Below are 14,250 nucleotides of genomic sequence, written 5' to 3' on the forward strand. Positions count from 1 at the left end.
CTCCTCGTCGGGGCGGTGGGGTCCACGCTAGGCCGCCGCACCGGGCACGCGACCGGTGGAATCCACAACTGTGGACAACTCTGCTGTGCTATCCACAACCGGTGGACCTGGACGACCTGCTCGACCGCGGCGAGCTGGGGCTCGTGCCCGTCGTCCCGGGGCGTCGCGTCCCCGTGCACGGCGCGCACGTCGTCGAGATCCCGCAGCCGACGCGCTGGGTGCCGCCCGGCTGGGTGCTGCTGACGACCGGACTGCGGCTGACCTCCGGCGCCGAGTGCCGTGAGCTGGTCGCCGAGCTCGCCGGCGGCGGGGTGGCCGGCCTCGGGTTCGGCGTCGGCATGGTGCACGACGACGTCCCGGACGAGCTCGTGACGGAGGCCCGGCGCCGCGAGCTGCCCCTGTTCGCGGTGCCGGAGGCGACACCGTTCCGGGAGATCGTCCGCGCGGTGGACACCGCCGTCCTGGACCGGGACCTCGACGCCTTCCGGCGGGCCGCGGCGATCACCGACACGCTCACCGCCCTGCTCGGTGGCCCCGACCCGGCCGAGACCCTGGTACACGGGCTCGCCCGGGTGCTGCGGTGCGGGGTCGCGCTGCACCGCCCGGACGGCTCGGTCCTGGCCGCCGATCCCGGTTCCGGCCCGGACGGCGCCCGCGAGCGCTGGACGCGCTTCCGGGCGCTGCCCGCCACCGGGCCGCCGGTCGAGGTCGTGGACGCCGACGGCCTGTTCGCCGCGGCCGTCCGGCCGGCGGGCCGGGTCCGGGCGTGGCTGGTCGCGGGCGTCTCCCGGGGGTCGGTGCCGGTACCACTGATCGTGCGGGCGGTGGCGCTGGTGGCGCGGCTGCTGGCCGGGCTGACCGCCGCCGATGACGACGACACGGCCCGCCGCCGCGCGGACCGGGCGGCGGCGCTGCACGCCCTCCTGTCCGGCGGGGACGGCGAGCACGGCGGGGGCCCGGGACCGGGCCCCGGTGGTGGGCGGACCGTCGTCGTGCTCCCGCCGTCGGCCACGGCGGCCGGTGCGGAGCGTGTCCTGGACGACGCCCGCGCCCCGTACCTGCTCGCCGAGATCGACGGTGAGCTGGTCGCGATGGTCACCGAGGTGCCGCCGGAACTCACCGTGGCGGGGACGGCGACCATCCCGCCCGGAGCCGAGGTCGCGCCCGCCCACCGCGACGCCCGCCTCGCCGCACGGCGCTGCGCGCTCACCGGTGCCGGGCCGGTGCGGGCCGAGGACCTCCCGGTGCTGGACCGGATGGTGCTGGAGATCGGCGCGGACCGGGTGGCCGAGCTGACCCGGGACGTCCTGACCCCGCTCGACGCCGCCCTGCGCGCCACCGTGCGGACCTGGCTGGCACACCGTCAGGACGTCCCCGCCACCGCGCGCGCCCTGCACGTCCACGAGAACAGCGTCCGGCACCGCCTCGGCCGGATCCGGGCACTGGTCGGGGACCTGCGGGACCCGGCGGTGACGGCCGCGGTGTACCTGGCGCTGCTCACCGAACGGTGATCACGGATCCGGAAGGGAGACGGCCACATACGGCCGGATCCGCACCGGATCCGTGATCACACGGGTCAGCTCGTCGCGGACAGGTACGAGAGCAGGCGCAGTTCGTCGTGGGTCAGCTCCAGGGTCCGCATCGGGAGCAGCTGGGCGAGCTGCTCCGGGGTGCGGGCACTGGCGATCGGCGCGGTCACCGACGGCTGGGCCGCGAGCCAGGCCAGCGCGACCGCCGGGACCGGGACCTCGTGGCCCGCCGCGATCTCGTCGAGCCCGGCCAGCACGGCCCGGCCACGGGAGTCGAGGTAGGCGGACGCCCCCTCGCTGCGCGGGCCCTCCGGGGCGGGGGAGTCGGGCCGGTACTTGCCGGTGAGGAAACCCTTCGCGAGCCCGTAGTACGGGTAAAGGGCCAGGCCGGCCGACTCCGCGAGCGGCACGAGTGCGGCCTCGACGTCGTCGCGCTCCATGAGGTTGTAGTGCGGCTGGACCGCGGTGAACGCCGCCAGCCCGTCCCGCTCGGAGATCTCCAGGGCCGAGCGGAGCCGTTCGGCGGAGAAGTTGGACGCACCGATCTCGCGGACCAGCCCCTCGCGGACGAGGGCGTCGAACGCGTCGAGCGTCTCCTCCTGCGCCGTGTCCGGGTCGTCGCGGTGGGCGTAGTAGAGGTCGATCCGGTCGGTGCCCAGGCGCCGCAGCGAGTCCCGTGCCGCCGCGGCGACGTTCGCGCCGCCGAGGCCCGGCCGCTCGGGCCACGAGCCCACCTTCGTGGCGAGGTGCAGCGTGTCCCGGTTGCCCCGGGCCGCCATCCACTCGCCGAGGATCGTCTCCGACTCGCCGCCGGAGTTGCCGGGCGCGCGCCACGTGTAGGAGTCCGCGGTGTCGATCCGCGTCCCGCCGGCGGCGACGAACGCGTCGAGCACCGCGAACGAGGTGTCCCTGTCCGCGGTCCAGCCGACGACGTTCGCACCGAGTACCAGGTCAGCCACGGTCGGCGACGCTACCGGGCACCGCGGCGCGGTGGACCGCCGGACGGTTGCGGCGGCCGCCGGGCGGGTAACCGCCGTGTGCCCGGGCCACGGCACCGGCGTGACGAGCAACGACGCCGGACCGGCCGCCCGCCGCGATCTCCGACCGGCCGGCACGCGAGCGTCCCCCACGCGGGTGAACGAACCGGTTGAGCCCCCGCCACGCTTCTGGCACTCTCGTGAGTAGAGTGCCAATGCGCGCGACGGAGACCGGTCGCCCCGGCACCCGCGACGGCGGGGCGGGAGGTCGCCACGTGTGCGCTGCTGACACCGGACAGAACCGTCTTACCGGATTCACCCCAGGAAGGGGAGGTCATCGTCGTGGCGAACATCAAGCCGCTCGAGGACAAGATCGTCGTCCAGGCCAGCGAGGCGGAGACCACCACCGCCTCCGGCATCGTCATCCCGGACACCGCCAAGGAGAAGCCCCAGGAGGGCAAGGTCCTGGCCGTGGGCCCGGGCCGGGTCGACGACAACGGGAACCGCGTCCCGCTCGACGTGGCGGTCGGCGACGTCGTCATCTACTCGAAGTACGGCGGCACCGAGGTCAAGTACAACGGCGAGGAGTACCTGATCCTCTCCGCCCGCGACGTGCTGGCCGTCGTCAACTGACGCCGGAACTCGCGTGACGCGAACCGCCCCGGGCGGCCCACCGGACGGTGGTCCGGCCGGGGCGGTCGTGTCTGTACCCCCGCTAGCCCATGACGAGAGGCTGAGACAACAGACATGGCGAAGCAGATCAGCTTCGACGAGGACACCCGCCGCGCGCTCGAGCGCGGCGTGAACCAGCTCGCCGACGCGGTGAAGGTGACCCTCGGCCCGCGCGGCCGGCACGTCGTCATCGACAAGAAGTTCGGCGGCCCGACCGTCACCAACGACGGCGTCACGATCGCCCGCGAGGTCGACCTCGAGGACCCGTACGAGAACCTCGGCGCCCAGCTGGCGAAGACCGTCGCGACCAAGACCAACGACGTCGCGGGCGACGGCACCACCACCGCCACCGTGCTGGCCCAGGCCCTGGTCAAGGAGGGCCTGCGCAACGTGGCCGCCGGCGCCGCGCCGTCCGCGCTCGGCGAGGGCATCGCCGCGGCCGCGCAGAAGATCTCCGACGTGCTGCTGGCCAAGGCCACCCCGGTCGACGCCGGGAGCCACATCGCGCAGGTCGGCGCCATCGCCTCGCGCGAGCAGGAGATCGGCGACCTGATCGCCCAGGCGATCCAGACCGTCGGCAACGACGGCGTGATCACCGTCGAGGAGGGCTCCACGCTCGCCACCGAGCTGGAGATCACCGAGGGCCTGCAGTTCGACAAGGGCTACCTGTCGCCGTACTTCGTCACCGACTCCGAGTCGATGGAGGCGGTGCTCGAGGACGCCTACATCCTGCTGCACCGCGACAAGATCAGCTCCATCCAGGACCTGCTCCCGCTGCTGGAGAAGGTGCTCGGCGAGGGCAAGCCCCTGCTGATCATGGCGGAGGACGTCGAGGGCGAGGCGCTGTCCACCCTGGTCGTCAACTCGATCCGCAAGACCGTCAAGGTCGCCGCGGTCAAGTCGCCGTTCTTCGGTGACCGCCGCAAGGCGTTCATGGACGACCTCGCGATCGCCACCGGTGGCCAGGTCATCAACCCGGAGGTCGGCCTCAAGCTCAACGAGGCCGGGCTGGACCTGCTGGGCAAGGCCCGGCGCGTCGTCGTCACCAAGGACAACACCACGATCGTCGAGGGCGGCGGTGACAAGGCCGACGTCGAGGGCCGCGTCGCGCAGCTCAAGCGCGAGATCGAGGCGTCCGACTCGGACTGGGACAAGGAGAAGCTCCAGGAGCGCCTGGCCAAGCTCTCCGGTGGTGTCGCGGTCATCCGGGCCGGTGCGGCCACCGAGACCGCGCTCAAGGAGCGCAAGCACCGCATCGAGGACGCGGTGTCGGCCACCCGGGCCGCGGTCGAGGAGGGCATCGTCCCCGGTGGCGGGTCCGCGCTCGTGCACGCCGCAGCGGAGCTCGACGGCGGCCTCGGCCTCACCGGCGACGCCGCGACCGGTGTCGCGATCGTCCGCAAGGCGCTGTCCTCCCCGCTCTACTGGATCGCGGAGAACGGCGGGGACGAGGGCTCCATCGTGGTGTCCCGCGTCGCCGAGAAGGGCTGGGGGACCGGGTACAACTCGGCCACCAAGACCTACGGCGACCTGGTCGCCGACGGCGTCATCGACCCGGTCAAGGTGACCCGGTCGGCCGTCGAGAACGCGGCCTCCATCGCGCGCATGGTGCTGACCACCGAGAGCGCCGTGGTGGACAAGCCGGAGGAGGAGCCTGCTCCGTCCGCCGGCGGCCACGGCCACGGGCACGGGCACTGAGTTCCGGGCCTACGCACGACGAAAGGCGGGCGACCGATGGTCGCCCGCCTTTCGTGTGTCGCGGGGCAGGGAGTAGAGGATCCGGTGGTGCCGGGCCTCTCAGACGGCGCCGAGCTTCTCCACCGGCTGGGCGGTCGCCTCGGCGGCGACCTTGAGCGTGCGGCGCGGACCGCGGATGATCGCATCCCGCTCGGACTCGGACAGGCCGCCCCAGATGCCGTACGGCTCGTGCACGTTGAGGGCGTGCTCGCGGCACTGCGCGAGGACCGGGCAGTCGTTGCACACCTGCTTGGCGCGGTTCTCACGGCGTGCCCGTGCGGGACCACGCTCACCTTCGGGATGGAAGAAGAACGCGCTGTCCATCCCCCGGCAGGCCCCCTCCCTCTGCCAGTCGTAGATGTCGGCGACCGGGCCGGGAAGCCTCCGGATGTCCGCCATGTTCGTCACCTGCCTTCGACCTCGGGCTTGACATGGTGAAGATTCCCGGCGTTCGACGGGTGCAAACCTGTTGGGAGGAGAACGATCGTGCACGTCCGGTCCCCGGATCCGGTGGCGTCCCCGCCACGCGCCGTGATCCGGCTGCTCGGCGGGGCGGCGACGAGCCACGATGCCGGCCGGGCGGCCCGGTCGCCGTCCGCGATCACCCGCTGGGCTGCTGCCGTCGCGCTGGGTGGCGTCGGTCACTACGCCCGCGCGGCGGGTGTCCTGGAGGCTCTTCGGCGGGACCCGGCCGTGGATCCCGGCCTGCGGGCGCACGCGCTGGTGACGCGGGCGTCGCACCTGCGGCAGCTGGGCGGGCACGCGGCCGCCACCCCGCTGGACGGCCGGGCGGCACGTCTCGCGCGGGGGCTCGGGTGTCCTGTCGGACCGGACGACCCGTGGGGGACGGGCGCCGTTGCCGCCGTGGCGGACGCGCTCACCGGCCTGGCCGCGGACGCACTGGGCCGGTTCGACGCCGCCCGTGCCGCCGTCCTGCTGGACCGGGCGGGCCCGTGGTGTGGCGCGGCAGGGTCCCGCACCCGGGTCCGGCACGACTGGGTGAGCGCCGAGACCGCGCTGGTCGCCGGTGACGCGGGCGCCGCACTGGTCGCGGCGGACCGGGCACTGGCCGGCGCCCGGACGCTCGGTTCCGACCGGCACGTCCTGAAGAGCCGGCTGGTGCGGGCGGTCGCTGCCGGGGTGGCGGGCGAGGATCCGTCGGCCGTGCTCGCCGAGCTGGACGCCGTCGCGGCGGACGCGCTGGCGACCGGGATGGTGCCGTTGCACCGGCCGGCACTGCTGGCCGCGGCGGACCTCGCCGACCGCCACCCGCCGGAGAGGGTCGGAGCGGTCGTCGACCCGGATGACGGCGAGGTCCTGTCACGAAGCGGTCACGGTACGGCTGAACAGGGGATGAACAACCGGGCCGGTGCATCGGACGCCGCACCGCGACACGCCGGAGAGTCACGTTTCGATACGCGCAGTCGCCGAGCGGGTGCGGAGGGTCGCCGACATGCGGCATTGCACACGGTGAGCGTCCTCTATACGCGAAGTGACGGTCCCGGCCGGGAACTGCTGCGGGAGTAGTGCTGGATCCCCGGACCGGAGGATGTACCGTACGGACTACTCCATTCGGCGACCCTTCACCCACATGACGCTGAGGCAGGTGGGCCGGAGTTCCGAACGGAGGCCACAAAATCGCCCCGACCGTGTCAAGGTGAGAGGGTCACCCGCCGATTCGGAGGGTGAATATCACCCGGCTGCAGGAAGCTGCAGGAAGGAATCGTCGTGACGACGGTACTCATCTGCGACGATCGTCGCAGCGTCCGCGAGGGTCTGACCCGCGTCATGTCCGCGGTCCCCGGGGTCCAGCGCATCGACTGCGTGGCCCACGGGGACGAACTCCTCGCCCGCTACGCCCGCCAGTCCGTCGACGTCGTCCTGGTCGGGACCCAGCGTGCGGTGCCCACCGGTGTGGAGGCCACCCGGCGCCTGGTCGCCGCGCACCCCCAGGCCAACGTCATCGTCTTCGGTGCTCCGGACGACGCGGGCAGCATCGCCGCCGCGATCGCCGGCGGCGCCCGTGGCTACCTGCGCTGGGACGCCTCGCGGCCCGAGCTGGTCGCCGCGCTGGCGCACACCCTGGCCAGCACCTCGGTGCCCACCCCGCGGGTCCCCACCGACCCGGGCGTCCAGCTCACCGAGCGTGAGCTGCAGGTGCTGCGCGGGATGAGCCAGGGCAAGAGCAACGGCCAGATCGGCCGCGAGCTCTACCTGTCCGAGGACACGGTCAAGACCCACGCCCGGCGGCTGTTCCGCAAGCTGGGTGTCCGGGACCGCGCGCAGGCCGTCGCGCACGGGTTCCGGCGCGGTCTCGTCTCCTGACGGACGACCTGCTGCACCCCGCGTACCGCGCCGGATCCCCGAACCCGGCGTGACCCGCACCCCGTGCCGCCCGCGAGGGCCGGTCACGGGACCCACGGGCCGGACCGACCCCCGCGGTCCCGCCCACGACGGCTCCGGCGTGCCGCCACGCGCGCCACCCCGGCTCCGGACGGTCGTCCGGCACCGGTCGTGCTCCCCGCGACCGGACCCGCGACCTCCGCCGGCCGCCATCGCCGAGCCCCGCTCCCGCCGGCCGGGTCGCACCCCGCCGGTCGTGGGGCATCGCTGCCGCCGCGCCCCGGCGGCCCAGCCCGCGCCCGGCGTCGTCCCGGACGCCCCTCCTGCCACACGACCCGTCCCGTGCCCGTGCCTGTCGTCCCGGCCCCGGGTCGGAGCCCGGGCGACGAGCGGTCGCCGTCGAACCGGGAACAGTCACCTCACGTCCCTGTGGTCCCTTTCGTCACTCACGTCACGTTCGTTACACGGGCGTCGTGTGCCGGTGCTGTGAACGTCGCCGGAGCGGATGCCGCCCGCGCCGGGCGGTCCACGACCGGCTGCCCACCAGGGATGATCTTCTTCCCGTCCGGCCACAGCGCCCGACGGTGCCGCGTGTACCGCTCGCCGACCGTGCCCGCCTGGTGACCGCGTGCACCCGAGGCGTCACGCAACCCGACACTCCGCACGATCGTCTGACTCTGCATGGAGCAGCTCCCACGGGCGTACGGCGCTCGGATACGGTGGACCCTCCGTGGTCCCACCTGCCGGAACGCGGGTTGCCTCCACGATCGGATGACACCGAAGCAGTCTCGTAACACCTGGACGGTTCCCCACGATGAGTGAATCAAGAGACGTTCCCGACGAGTGGATCGAAGCGGCGATGGCCGGCGATCGATCCGCGGTCGAGCGCGTTCTCACCATGATTCGGCCCCTCGTCGTGCGCTACTGCCGGGCACGACTGGGGACCGACAGAGGATCCGTCTCGGCGGACGACGTCGCCCAGGAGGTGTGTGTAGCCGTGCTCACGGCGTTGCCGGGGTACCGGGTGCAGGGCCGCCCGTTCCTCGCGTTCGTCTACGGCATCGCGTCGCACAAGGTGATCGACGCGCACCGGGCGGCGTCCCGCAACCGCTCCGAGCCCGTCGCCGACGTGCCGGAACGGATGGAGACGTCCGACGGCCCGGAGACCCGGGCCCTTCAGGTCGAACTGTCCGAGGAGATGTCCAGGCTGCTGGAGGTCCTCCCGGAGAAGCATCGGGAGATCATCGTGTTGCGGGTGGTCGTGGGGTTGTCCGCGGAGGAGACCGCGGCAGCCGTCGGCTCCACACCGGGCGCCGTCCGGGTGGCACAGCACCGGGCGCTGTCCCGGCTGCGGAAGATCATGAGTGAGGAGGTGGTCCGGGATGCGTGACCAGGATCCGTACGGCCCGGGCCGACCCCCACGGCCGGGCGACGGGCAGGAGCGCCCGCCCGCACCGGTCACCCGCGGCCGCTTCGGCGAGCCGCGGCCCGGTCCCCAGGGCGGCCGTCCCCCGTCGGGCCAGAACGGCCACCGGGGCGGGCAGCCGGTCGGCCGGCCGTTCGCCGACCAGCCGGAGCTCGACGACGAGGGCCCGGTCGACCTGGTCGAGCTGCAAGCCGACGACGAGCTGATCAACGCGTTGTCGTCCGGCCTGGGCGTGTCCGGACCGGGCAACCGCGGCTACGACGTCGACGATCGTCTGGTCGCGCTGCTCTCCACCTGGAAGGACGACGTCGACCGCGAGCCGGTCCCCGAACTCGTCGGGACCGACGAGGCCGTCGAGATGTTGCAGCCGGCGAAGCCGTCGCGGAAGGTGTCCTTCCTGCGCCCGCTGGTCGCGGCCGCCGCGGTGGCCGCCTGCGCCCTCGCCGTCGTCTCGATCGGTGCGCACGAGGCCCAGCCGGGCGACGCGCTCTGGGGTGTCAGCAGGGTGCTCTACAGCGAGCGTGCCGAGCAGGTCCAGGCCGCGTCCGACCTGCGGACGGGCATCGAGCGCGTGAACGCGAAGCTCGCCTCCGGCGACACCGTCGGTGCGCAGCAGGATCTCGCCGCGCTCGGCCCGCTCCTCGACCGGACCGATCCCGAGCAGCGTGACGACTTCGAGCAGCAGAACCGTTTCCTGACGCAGAAGGTGGCGGAGTCCCCGGCCGGTGTCCCGACCGACCCGCGGGCACCGCTGCGCGACGGCACCCCGGCGCCGCCGCCGCCGTCGTCGGAGGGGCGTCCGGAGCCGCAGCAGCCCGTCTCGCCGCGGCCGGAGTCCGGTACCTCGAACCCGGGCGGCAGCTCGTCGGGTGGCAGCACGAGCCCCGAGGGGAGCAGCAGCCCGGAGGGCAGCAGCGACCCGCGGGTGCTGCAGGGGCCGGGCACCGGGAGCCCGTCGCCGAGCACGACGACGTCGCCGAGCCCGTCCGAGACCTCGCCGACGACCGAGGGATCGGCCGACCCGAGCACGACGTCCACGTCGCCGACGGCGTCGGGCGAGGGCGGTCGTTCCGAGTCCGATCGGGACACGCCGTCGTCGTCCACCTCGACCGGGGCGGTCAGCAGCTCCCCGAACTGAGGCACGTACGAGAAGGGCCCCGGAGGCGTCGTCCTCCGGGGCCCTTCTCGTCGTTCCGTCCGCGCTACTCGTCCTCGGCCAGGGTGGCGTCGGCGTAGCCGCGGCAGTACTCCCACGTCACGTAGTGCGCGGGGTCCGGGTCGAAGGCCGGCTCGTGCGGGCGCATCCGGCCCTCGTCGAGCAGCTGCTGGAGGCTGGCGCGCAGCAGGTTCCACTCGTGGAAGTGCTGCTCTCCGCAGTCGGTGCAGTCGACGACGATGCCGCGGACCCCACGCTTCGACAGCAGCGCCTGGTAGACCGCGAGATCCGCCAGGTCCGCCAGGATCTCACCGCGGTCGGTGTCGGTCAGCGGGGGACCGTCGGGGTCACCGGAGTCCGCCCACGCGTCGTCACCGTGATCGTCCAGCGCCTCCAGGGAGCGCGCAGGGTCATCCGGGTCTCCGGCGAACGGGTCCGGTGGCAGCGCCTCTGGTGACACGGCGTACACGGTACCGGTGTCGGGGGTCGGGCCCCGGCCCACCCCGTAACGGTCCACGTACGATGGCGTCCTGCGGCGAGCGACCGCCGCGTTAGTCGCGACTGCAAGGGGAGCTCCGGAGAGATGACGAGCGAGATCGGCGGCCTGCCGGACAAGTTCGCGACGATCGGCCTGACCTTCGACGACGTCCTGCTGCTCCCTGCCGAGTCGGACGTGATTCCCAGTTCGGCCGACACGTCCAGCCAGGTGACCCGCCGCGTGCGGGTCCAGGTGCCGCTCGTGTCGTCCCCGATGGACACGGTCACCGAGTCCCGGATGGCGATCGCGATGGCCCGCGCGGGCGGGCTCGGTGTGCTGCACCGCAACCTCGCGCCGGACGCGCAGGCGGCCCAGGTCGAGGTGGTCAAGCGGTCCGAGGCCGGGATGGTGACCGACCCGGTGACGTGTGCGCCGGACGCGACGCTGTCCGACGTCGACGCGCTGTGCGCCAAGTTCCGGATCTCCGGCGTGCCGGTGACCGACGAGGGCGGCCGGCTGGTCGGCATCATCACCAACCGGGACATGCGGTACGAGGTCGACACCGACCGCCCGGTCTCCGAGGTGATGACCCGCGCCCCGCTGGTGACGGCGAAGGTCGGCGTGACGGCGGAGGCGGCGCTCGGGCTGCTCCGAAGGCACAAGCTGGAGAAGCTCCCGATCGTCGACGGCGACGACGTGCTGCGCGGCCTGATCACGATCAAGGACTTCAACAAGACCGAGCAGTACCCGCTCGCCACCAAGGACCCGGACGGCCGCCTGGTCGTCGCGGCCGCCGTCGGTGTCGGGGACGACGCGTACTCGCGGTCGATGGCCCTGGTCGACGCCGGCATCGACGTCCTCATGGTCGACACCGCGCACGGCCACTCCCGCCGGGTGCTGGAGACCGTCGCGAAGCTGCGCGCCGAGGTCGGCGACCAGGTCGACGTCGTCGGCGGGAACGTGGCGACCTACGAGGGCGCGAAGGCGCTCGTCGAGGCGGGCGCCGACGCGGTCAAGGTCGGCGTCGGGCCGGGCTCCATCTGCACCACCCGTGTCGTGGCCGGGGTCGGCGCCCCGCAGATCACCGCGATCTACGAGGCGACCCGGGCCTGCGCGCCGGCGGGCGTGCCGGTGATCGGCGACGGCGGCATCCAGTACTCCGGTGACGTCGCCAAGGCGATCGCCTCCGGTGCGTCGACGGTGATGCTGGGCTCGCTGCTGGCCGGGACCGCGGAGTCCCCGGGCGAGGTCGTGCTCGTCGGCGGCAAGCAGTTCAAGACCTACCGCGGCATGGGCTCGCTGGGTGCCATGCAGGGCCGGGCCGGTGCCGCCGGGCGCAGCTACTCCAAGGACCGCTACGCGCAGGACGACGTGCTGTCCGAGGACAAGCTCGTCCCCGAGGGCATCGAGGGCCGGATCCCGTTCCGCGGGCCGCTCTCGTCGGTCGTGCACCAGCTCGGCGGCGGGCTGCGCTCGGGCATGGGCTACGTCGGCGCGCAGACGATCGCGGAGCTGCAGCAGGCGAAGCTGGTGCGGATCACCGCGGCCGGGCTCAAGGAGAGCCACCCGCACGACATCACGATGACGGTCGAGGCGCCGAACTACGTCGCCCGCTGACTCTCCGGCGGTACCGGGTAGGCCGCGGCACGGACGCGGGAGGGCGCCGCTTAGGGTGTCCCCGTGCGTGACCTCGTGGAGATCGGGATGGGCCGGGAGGCCCGTCGTGCCTATGACCTCGACCAGATCGAGATCGTGCCGTCGCGGCGGACCCGCAGCTCCAAGGTGGTGTCGACCTCCTGGCAGCTCGACGCCTACCGGTTCGACATCCCGCTCGTGACCCATCCGACCGACGCGGTCGTGTCGCCGGCGTCGGCGGTGCGGGTCGCCGAACTCGGCGGTCTGGCGGTCCTGAACGCCGAGGGCCTGTGGGCGCGGCACGGCGACGCCGAGGGCGCGCTGGCGCGGGTCGTCGAGGCGGCCACCGGTGACGAGCCCGACTCGGCGCTCGCGCTGCTGCAGGAGCTGCACCAGGCCCCGATCCGCGAGGACCTGATCGTGGAGGCCCTGCGCCCGCTGCGCGAGGCCTCGCACACGGTCGCCGCCCGGGTCAGCCCGCAGCGGGCCCGTGAGCTCACCCCGGCGCTGCTCGCCGCGGGCGTCGAGGTGCTGGTCGTGCAGGGCACGATCGTCTCCGCCGAGCACGTCTCGGAGGGCGAGCCGCTCAACCTCAAGGACTTCATCGCCGACCTCGACGTGCCGGTCGTCGCCGGCGGGGTGGGTGACTACCGCACCGCGCTGCACCTGATGCGGACCGGCGCGGCCGGCGTCATCGTCGGGTACGGGCAGTCGACGGCCACCACCACCGACGAGGTGCTCGGCGTGGGCGTCCCGATGGCGACGGCGATCGTCGACGCCGCCGCGGCGCGCCGCGACTACCTCGACGAGACCGGCGGTCGCTACGTCCACGTGATCGCCGACGGCGGCATCGGCACCTCCGGTGACATCGCCCGCGCGGTCGCCTGCGGCGCCGACGCCGTGATGCTCGGCGAGCAGCTCGCCGAGGCCACCGAGTCCCCGGCCGGCGGGCTGTACTGGACGTCGGCGGCGGCACACCCGTCGCTGCCGCGGTCCGAGGTCACCGGCCTCGCCCGGTCCGGCCGGTCGCTGGAGCAGGTGCTGTTCGGACCGACCGACAGCCCGTACGGCACGACGAACCTGTTCGGCGCCCTGCGCCGCGCGCTGGCGAAGACCGGCTACTCCGACCTCAAGGAGTTCCAGCGGGTCGGGCTGAACCTGCGCACCTGAGCCGGTCGGCCTACCCCTCGGCGGTGACGGCCGCGACGAACTCGACCGCCCGCTCCCGCAGGCCGGCCCGGCGCTCGTCCACCGTGGTGCCGGGCGTCGGCTTCAGCACGGCGGTCGCCGTCTCGACCCGGACGTGCTCGGCACAGGCGAGATCGGTGCAGATGTAGGTGCCGACCGTGTCGCCCTGGCGTCCCTTCGCGCCCCGGCGGGGCGCCGCGAAGAGCGCGACCCCGCCGACCGAGTGCGTGGTCCGGCAGAGCGCGCACATCGCGGCCGCCCGCGCCGTGCCGGTGGCGGCCCGCAGGACGACGCCCGCAGGGCCCTCCGTCGTCGGCACCAGCAGCACCCCGCGGTCCGGGGCCTTGGGGTCACGCCAGCCGTGGACGTCGTCGAGGCTGTCGGGGTCGAGCTCGCGGACCCACGCCGGCAGGGTCATCCGGTTCGCCTCGCCCTTCGAGCAGTTCGTCAGGGCGCGGCGGATCCGGTTCTCGTTCGGGCTGGTCACGTCCGGCGACGTTAGGCGTGCCGGTGGCGGGCGGTCCACCGGGTTCCGGCCGGTGATCGCGCCGTGGACCGGCTCCCGTGCATGATGGCGGGATGAACCGACCCACCGCAGGGGCCGCCATGGGTGGGGGCCGCGCGTTCGTCGACGCCACCGGCACGCCCGTCCCGCTGCGCGGTCCGGTCCGGCAGGTCGTCGCGACCGACCCGGAGGTCGGCGCGTTGCTGGTCGAGCTGGGGGCGACGGTCGTCGGCTGCGCCGGCGTGCTGGACGGCGTCGACGAGGTCGGTACCGACCGTGCCCCGGACCCGCAGGCCGTGGCCACTCTCCGGCCGGACGCGATCGTGACCGGGCTCGCCGGTGGCGCCCACGATCTCGCCGACCCGGCCCTGCTCGGGCGGCTGCGGGAGGTCGCACCGGTCGTGGCCGTCGACCTGGAGCGGCGAGCCGCGACCGCGGCGGACCTGCGTGCCCTCCTGGGCACGGTCCAGCCCCCACCTCACCGCTCCCTCGGCCGGCACGAGGACTGATCCCGCGACGCTCACGGGATCGGTGTCCGCGCACGCGATCGGGTGCGCACCGCCGGAACCGGTGAGCGTCCGGCTCGTGGGGAGGGTGTGGCGGG

General features: G+C 73.7%; 14 protein-coding genes. 10 read left to right on the top strand and 4 right to left on the bottom strand.

The features are described from left to right. The first annotated feature begins 101 nt into the window (after positions 1–101). Entirely contained in the window at positions 102–1,511 is a 1,410-nt protein-coding gene (locus PP1_RS20965) for a helix-turn-helix domain-containing protein (protein WP_075314713.1), read from the top strand. Positions 1,512–1,576: 65 nt separating this feature from the next. Here the strand turns inward: PP1_RS20965 and PP1_RS20970 are convergent, their stop codons facing one another. Then, the gene (locus PP1_RS20970) at positions 1,577–2,488 is read right to left on the bottom strand and encodes an aldo/keto reductase (RefSeq protein ID WP_010225613.1); all 912 of its coding nucleotides are present in this window, start codon (positions 2,486–2,488) and stop codon (positions 1,577–1,579) included. Positions 2,489–2,848: 360 nt separating this feature from the next. Between PP1_RS20970 and groES the strand changes: the two genes are divergently transcribed. After that, on the top strand, positions 2,849–3,139 hold the full coding sequence (gene groES, locus PP1_RS20975) for a co-chaperone GroES (RefSeq protein ID WP_010225616.1): 291 nt from the start codon (positions 2,849–2,851) through the stop codon (positions 3,137–3,139). Positions 3,140–3,253: 114 nt separating this feature from the next. Further along, a complete protein-coding gene (groL, locus tag PP1_RS20980; RefSeq protein WP_010225618.1) occupies positions 3,254–4,876 on the top strand; it encodes a chaperonin GroEL in 1,623 nt (540 codons plus the stop codon). A 99-nt stretch (positions 4,877–4,975) separates the two neighbouring features. Here the strand turns inward: groL and PP1_RS20985 are convergent, their stop codons facing one another. Continuing rightward, entirely contained in the window at positions 4,976–5,314 is a 339-nt protein-coding gene (locus tag PP1_RS20985; RefSeq protein ID WP_050802229.1) for a WhiB family transcriptional regulator, read from the bottom strand. Between the two features lie 87 nt (positions 5,315–5,401). Between PP1_RS20985 and PP1_RS20990 the strand changes: the two genes are divergently transcribed. From PP1_RS20990 to PP1_RS21005, 4 genes are all read left to right on the top strand, one after another. Next, the gene (locus PP1_RS20990) at positions 5,402–6,442 is read left to right on the top strand and encodes a hypothetical protein (RefSeq protein WP_010225622.1); all 1,041 of its coding nucleotides are present in this window, start codon (positions 5,402–5,404) and stop codon (positions 6,440–6,442) included. Positions 6,443–6,643: 201 nt separating this feature from the next. Next, the gene (locus tag PP1_RS20995; RefSeq protein ID WP_010225624.1) at positions 6,644–7,240 is read left to right on the top strand and encodes a response regulator transcription factor; all 597 of its coding nucleotides are present in this window, start codon (positions 6,644–6,646) and stop codon (positions 7,238–7,240) included. A gap of 832 nt (positions 7,241–8,072) precedes the next feature. After that, positions 8,073–8,648, top strand: coding sequence for a sigma-70 family RNA polymerase sigma factor (locus PP1_RS21000; protein WP_029239687.1), 576 nt, complete (start codon positions 8,073–8,075; stop codon positions 8,646–8,648). Next, positions 8,641–9,822, top strand: coding sequence for an anti-sigma-D factor RsdA (locus PP1_RS21005; protein WP_029239688.1), 1,182 nt, complete (start codon positions 8,641–8,643; stop codon positions 9,820–9,822). Before PP1_RS21000 ends, PP1_RS21005 begins: the two co-directional genes overlap by 8 nt. 64 nt (positions 9,823–9,886) lie before the next feature. On the opposite strand, the gene PP1_RS21010 is transcribed toward PP1_RS21005, so the two are convergent. Next, positions 9,887–10,300, bottom strand: a complete 414-nt coding sequence (locus PP1_RS21010) for a DUF5319 domain-containing protein (RefSeq protein ID WP_033199942.1) — start codon at positions 10,298–10,300, stop codon at positions 9,887–9,889. A 123-nt stretch (positions 10,301–10,423) separates the two neighbouring features. On the opposite strand from PP1_RS21010, the gene guaB reads away from it, so the two are divergent. Together guaB and PP1_RS21020 are read left to right on the top strand one after the other, a co-directional pair. After that, the gene (guaB, locus tag PP1_RS21015; RefSeq protein WP_010233290.1) at positions 10,424–11,935 is read left to right on the top strand and encodes an IMP dehydrogenase; all 1,512 of its coding nucleotides are present in this window, start codon (positions 10,424–10,426) and stop codon (positions 11,933–11,935) included. 63 nt (positions 11,936–11,998) lie between these two features. Further along, complete coding sequence (locus tag PP1_RS21020; protein ID WP_010233293.1) at positions 11,999–13,123, top strand: GuaB3 family IMP dehydrogenase-related protein; 1,125 nt, start codon at positions 11,999–12,001, stop codon at positions 13,121–13,123. Between the two features lie 10 nt (positions 13,124–13,133). On the opposite strand, the gene PP1_RS21025 is transcribed toward PP1_RS21020, so the two are convergent. Further along, complete coding sequence (locus PP1_RS21025; protein ID WP_010233296.1) at positions 13,134–13,628, bottom strand: FBP domain-containing protein; 495 nt, start codon at positions 13,626–13,628, stop codon at positions 13,134–13,136. Positions 13,629–13,720: 92 nt separating this feature from the next. Between PP1_RS21025 and PP1_RS21030 the strand changes: the two genes are divergently transcribed. Then, positions 13,721–14,155: a hypothetical protein gene (locus PP1_RS21030; protein ID WP_139323960.1), complete on the top strand. Its 435-nt coding sequence runs from the start codon at positions 13,721–13,723 to the stop codon at positions 14,153–14,155. Positions 14,156–14,250: the final 95 nt, after the last annotated feature.

Source organism: Pseudonocardia sp. P1, from assembly GCF_000178675.2.
Lineage (GTDB): Bacteria > Actinomycetota > Actinomycetes > Mycobacteriales > Pseudonocardiaceae > Pseudonocardia.